At 63.3% G+C, this 5,264-nt stretch carries 6 protein-coding genes; 5 read left to right on the top strand and 1 reads right to left on the bottom strand.

Going from position 1 to position 5,264, the window contains the following annotated elements; genetic code table 11:
• Positions 1-452 (bottom strand): cyclodeaminase/cyclohydrolase family protein (locus Y707_RS27710; protein ID WP_035782756.1); only part of this gene is annotated, 452 nt, incomplete at its 3' end.
• 142 nt (positions 453-594) lie between these two features.
• On the opposite strand from Y707_RS27710, the gene Y707_RS27705 reads away from it, so the two are divergent.
• From Y707_RS27705 to Y707_RS0119550, 5 genes are all read left to right on the top strand, one after another.
• A complete protein-coding gene (locus Y707_RS27705; protein ID WP_035782754.1) occupies positions 595-1,173 on the top strand; it encodes a hypothetical protein in 579 nt (192 codons plus the stop codon).
• Positions 1,174-1,246: 73 nt separating this feature from the next.
• Entirely contained in the window at positions 1,247-2,335 is a 1,089-nt protein-coding gene (locus tag Y707_RS29220; protein ID WP_051442221.1) for an Lsr2 family DNA-binding protein, read from the top strand.
• Positions 2,336-2,601: 266 nt separating this feature from the next.
• Entirely contained in the window at positions 2,602-3,207 is a 606-nt protein-coding gene (locus Y707_RS0119560; protein ID WP_253905277.1) for an ABC transporter permease, read from the top strand.
• Positions 3,204-4,418 (top strand): ABC transporter ATP-binding protein, encoded by a 1,215-nt coding sequence (locus tag Y707_RS27695; RefSeq protein WP_051442220.1) that lies wholly within the window; start codon positions 3,204-3,206, stop codon positions 4,416-4,418. The genes Y707_RS0119560 and Y707_RS27695 overlap by 4 nt, the downstream gene beginning before the upstream one ends.
• An 11-nt stretch (positions 4,419-4,429) precedes the next feature.
• Entirely contained in the window at positions 4,430-5,224 is a 795-nt protein-coding gene (locus Y707_RS0119550) for an ABC transporter permease (RefSeq protein WP_026536327.1), read from the top strand.
• Positions 5,225-5,264 lie beyond the last annotated feature (40 nt).

The following is a 5,264-nucleotide window of genomic DNA, read 5'->3' as shown; positions in this document are numbered from 1 at the left end:
GCCGCCGCGGCAGCGATATCGCTGAGAATATTCGGATTGGCACAATCCAGCAGCTCTTCGCCAAGCCGGGAGATGGTCCGCGCCAGTCCAATCAGCTGCTGCGGGGGCTCAGTGGCCGCCACCAGGGACTCCTGGATCGCCCGCGTTCTGGCCTGCTTGTCCGGCTCGGAGTCGTGGGGCAGACCGTAAGACTCGGCGACCTTCGCGAAGGCGGCGGCATCGGCGTCGGCCACTTTCAGGGATTCGGCGATCAGCGGCTTGGCATCGGCGAGCACCCGCTGGACCAGCGGGGCGTATTCGGCGAATTTGGCGCCCGTACTGAACCGCGCGGACATGGAGGTCAGTGCCGCGGCCTGGGCCAGCTGCAGTGCGGCGGTGGCGCCGCCGCCGGGTGCCGGCGCATCTGAGGCCGTGCGGTCCAGATACTCCCTGATACTTTGCTCGCCGATCATTATTCCTCCGGTCCACCTTGTGTTGATGCTGTACAAAGATACTGCCACGTACCAAGAACGGCCGGAAGAAGCGCAACCGGATATAGGCGGAAACCAACAGCAGGCTTACTATGGTGCTAACCACAACCGAAAGAGGCAAACCATGGCACTTGAGAATAGAACCACCGCCGCCGTCCTGGCCGGGTATCTGTTAGGACGCACTGAAGATTTCGATCTCGCCGCAACTGCTGGCGACGTGATCTCCGTACTCTACGGCTCGGCGAGCCCCAGCGATCTGGGCGAAGGGCTGCAGGAGTTCATTGACGCCAGCGAGAAGCTGTCCGAACTCTCCGATGACGCCAGGGAGCAGTTGTTCGAGGCGGTCAACAATGAAGACGTACAGGCCATCGCCGAACGTTTCGCAGAGGACGATGAAGAGTCTGCCGACGAAGAGTCCGGCGAGGACGAAGAAGAGGATGCGGTCGAGGACGCGGCCGAGGACGAGGAAGAGCCGGCCGACGAAGAGTCTGGTGAGGACGAAGAAGAGGGCGAAGCCGAGGGCGTGACGGAAGATGAGGAAGAGTCCACCGACGAAGAGTCCGGTGAGGACGAAGAAGAGGGTGAAGCCGAGGACGAGGAAGAGCCCGCCGACGACGAGGAGCCCGCTGAGGAGGAAGACCAGGCGGAGGAAGAAGCTCCTCGCCGCAAGAAGCACGCGAGGACGGCGAAGAAGTCCGGGTAGTTGCTCGATTTTGATGCGAGTGCTACCGCGCAAAATGCAAGATCACACGGCCTATGGAAAGTAGGGAGACAACATGGCGATACGGCGCCTGTACACCCGCCAGGACGGCAAATGGGCGTGGGAGTTGGTGGTCGACGGCAACGTCGTGGCGACCGATGGCGGCCAAGGTTACGCGAACGAGGCCGACGCCCGCGACATAGTAAACCGCATTGTCGGTGGTGAGTTCGCCGACGCTGAGAAGAGAATTCGACGGACGCCGACTACGGACAAGACCCAAGGAAAGCAGTCCGCGGCTAAGCAGGCGCCAAAGGCGGTCTCAGCCAATGAGCCTGCGGCGAGCGAAGCCCAGGAAAGGCAGCCTGCGGCTAAGCAGGCGCCGAAGGCGGTCTCAGCCAATGAGCCTGCGGCGAACGAAGCCCAGGAAAGGCAGCCTGCGGCTAAGCAGGCGCCGAAGGCGGCCTCAGCCAACGAGCCTGCGGCGGACGAGGCCCAGGAAAAGCAGTCTGCGGCCAAGAAGACGCCGAAGGCGGCCTCAGCAAATGAGCCAGTGGCGGACGAGGCCCAGGAGAAGCAGTCCGCGGCCAAGCAGGCGCCGAAGGCGGCCTCAGCAAATGAGCCTGCGGCGAACGAGGCCCAGGAAAAGCAGCCGGCGGCCAAGCAGGCGCCGAAGGCGGCCTCAGCAAATGAGCCAGTGGCGAACGAGGCCCAGGAAAAGCAGCCGGCGGCCAAGAAGACGCCTGCCAGGAAGGCGCCCGCGAAGAAGAAGACTACCCAAAAGCCTGGGTCGCCGGCGTCCACATCGGGTCAGTACCAGCCCAAGCGCGGTGGCAGCGAGGTCACGGTCCCCAAGGGGCACCGGCTGCCGCCTGGACCCCGCAAGGGCGAGAAGTGGGTGAACGTCGATCCGACGAAGAACAAGAGCGGCCGCCAAGCGCCCGATAAGAATCAAGCCGCCGACAAGAATCGAGCCTCCGGCAAAAAGGCAGCCGCGAAGGAGACATCGTCCACTCGGAACAGCAAGGCTTCCAGCAGGGCCATCCCCGGAGCGTTCACAACCGCCGACGTGCGCGAGTGGGCGCAGCGCAACGGTTACGCCGTATCGGATCGCGGGAGAGTTCCAAAACATGTCTCTACTGCGTACCGCACCGCGCACCAGCCCTAACCCGGCCTGGACGCACCAAGCCGGACGCTGCCAATGACGGTCTCATCCATGTCGGTCGACGGGAGTTTGGCGCACTTGGCTCGTCCTGGTTGCAGATTTCCGGCACTCAATGCACATAAATGAGCGGAATCGCCGAATATAACGGTTTGGCGTTTCCTGCCGAATCCCGGCAAAGTTGAAGGCTTGCTCATTTATAGTGACGTTAACGACTCGGAGGGGGAGTGGGCTTGAATTTTTTCGAATTCCTCATAGCGCGCAGCGAGGACATGCTCGAGCTCGGGCTGGAACACGCCGCTATCGTTGGTGTCTCGGTGCTGCTGGCGACCGTCCTTGGGGTGAGCCTGGGGATAGCCACCTACCGCAGGGAGAAACCGCGCGAGGCGGTTCTCGCCATCACCGGTTCCTTCCTGACCATTCCGTCCTTCGCGCTGTTCATTCTGCTGATCGGTCCGTTGGGTCTGGGTTGGGCGCCGGTGTTGGTGGCGCTGACCATGTACGGGCTGATGCCGATCGTGCGCAACACCGTCACCGGCTTGCGTGAGGTCGATCCGGCCATCGTCGAGTCCGCGCTCGGGATGGGGATGAGCCGCACGCAGCGGTTGCTGCGGATCGAATTGCCTATTGCCTGGCCAGTGATTATCACCGGGGTGCGTGTCACCACCCTTGTGCTCCTCGGCATCGCAGCCATCGGGGCGATCGTTCTCGGCCCCGGCTTTGGCGAGTTAATCTTCACCGGCCTGCAAAGGGTCGGCACCCCGGTCGCAGTCAATATGATCCTCGCGGGCACGCTGGGCATCATTATCCTCGCCATTCTTTTTGACATTGCCCTCTATCTGCTGCGCAAGATCACGACCTCCCAAGGAATCCGATGACCAGTGCAATCAACGCGAACGCCCGCAACAACTCGGGCGGCCGGGTGATGATCCGGCTCGAAGAGCTCTCCAAGAAGTTCCCGGGTCAAAAGAAGAACGCGGTCGACAACCTGACCCTCGACATCCCGGAAGGCGACATCGTCGTCCTCGTCGGCCCGTCGGGCTGCGGCAAGACCACCACCATGAAGATGATGAACCGCATCATTGAGCCCACGTCAGGCCGGATCATTCTCGACGGCGAAGACGTCACCTCCAGCGACCCGGACAAGCTCCGCCGTCGTATCGGTTACGTCATTCAGCAGGTCGGCCTTTTCCCGCATCAGACCATCGGCGAGAATGTCGGCACGGTTCCCAAGCTGCTCGGCTGGGACCAGAAAAAGATCTCCGCCCGGGTGGATGAACTGCTGGAGATGGTGAACATGGAACCGTCGCAGTTCCGCAACCGCTATCCCAAGCAACTCTCCGGCGGGCAGAAGCAGCGCGTCGGCGTCGCCCGCGCCCTTGGAGCGGACCCGGCGGTGATGCTGATGGATGAGCCGTTCGGCGCCATCGACCCGATCACCCGCGACCGCCTGCAGAACGAATTCCTCCGCCTGCAGTCCGAGGTCCGCAAAACGATCGTGTTCGTCACCCACGACATCGACGAGGCAATCAAGATGGGGGACCGGATCGCCATCCTGCAGGACGGCTCCCATATCGCCCAGTACGACACCCCGGAGCAAATCCTGACCGCTCCGGCCAACGACTTCGTTGCGGACTTCATCGGCCGCGGCGCCTCCCTGAAGCGGCTCAACCTCAGCCGGGTTGCCGACATCGAACTGAAGCAATGGCCCACCGTGCAACTGGGAACCGACCGCGAAGGAGTGCGGGGTGCACTCCGGCGCACGGAACTCAGCGCAGTGTTGGTGCTCGACGGCGAAGGCAAACCCCGCCGCTGGGTCGGCGCCGAAGACCTTCAGCGCGGAGAGGGACGGCCACTGGATGAGATCGGGATGGCCCCGGAGGCCACCGTGGAGGCCCGCGCAACCCTCAGTGATGCCCTGAATGAGCTGATCGCCGCCCGGTACAGCGTCACCATCGTGGTGGACTCCCACGGCGTGTACCAGGGCATCGTGGATATCGACCAGATCAACGACGCCGTCCGCAGCATGCGCAGCTCCGCCGTCGCCAAGGCCCGCGAGAGCCTCGCAAATGATTCGATGGCGGAGTAGGGGAGCCCGCGATGACTGCTTCCACCCAAGACCACAAACACGACCGGGACCTCGTCGTCCAGACACCAGTGCGGACAACTCACCGCACGCTGACCGGCTATCTGGCCATGCCGATCGTCCTGGCACTCGTATGCCTGGCGCTGTACCTCTACGTCTCCTCGCTCGAGTTGGACAGCATTGAACAGCGTTCGCTCAACGCCTCGGCGCTGACGACAGCCATCTGGGAACACATCCAGCTCGCAGCCGTTTCCACCGTGCTCACCCTGATCATCGCGGTTCCGGCCGGCGTCATCCTCACCCGCCCCTTCACCCAGCGCATCCGCCCGTATCTGCTGAGCATCCTCAACCTCGGCCAGGCGATGCCGACTATCGCGATCCTTTTCCTGCTGGCAGTGGCGTGGCTGTTCCTGGGGTTCCAGGCTGCCATCGTCGGACTGGTGCTCTACGCCATCGTTCCCGTCCTGCTGAACACCATGGTCGGGCTCGAGCAGGTGGACGATTCCATTCTCGAATCCGCCCGCGGTATGGGCTACTCGAAGTTCGGTGCCTTGCGCAAGATCGAACTGCCGCTGTCCGTGCCGATCATCCTGGCCGGTGTCCGCACGGCGCTGGTGATCAATGTGGGCACCGCGACCCTGGTCACGTACATCAACGCCGGGGGCCTCGGCGACATCATCGTCGCCGGGCTCTCCCTCAACCGCATCTCGGTCCAGCTTGTCGGTGCGGTCCTGACAGCGGTGCTGGCGCTGACCATCGACTACATTGCCGGCCTGGCCGAAGACCTGCTCCGTCCCAAAGGATTGTGAGCCAACCACCCCAAGGCCCGACGACGACGACGGCGGGCCC

It is taken from the genome of Arthrobacter sp. H14, from assembly GCF_000520495.1.
Taxonomy (GTDB): domain Bacteria; phylum Actinomycetota; class Actinomycetes; order Actinomycetales; family Micrococcaceae; genus Arthrobacter_C.
This window is presented reverse-complemented; position numbering and strand designations above follow the sequence as displayed.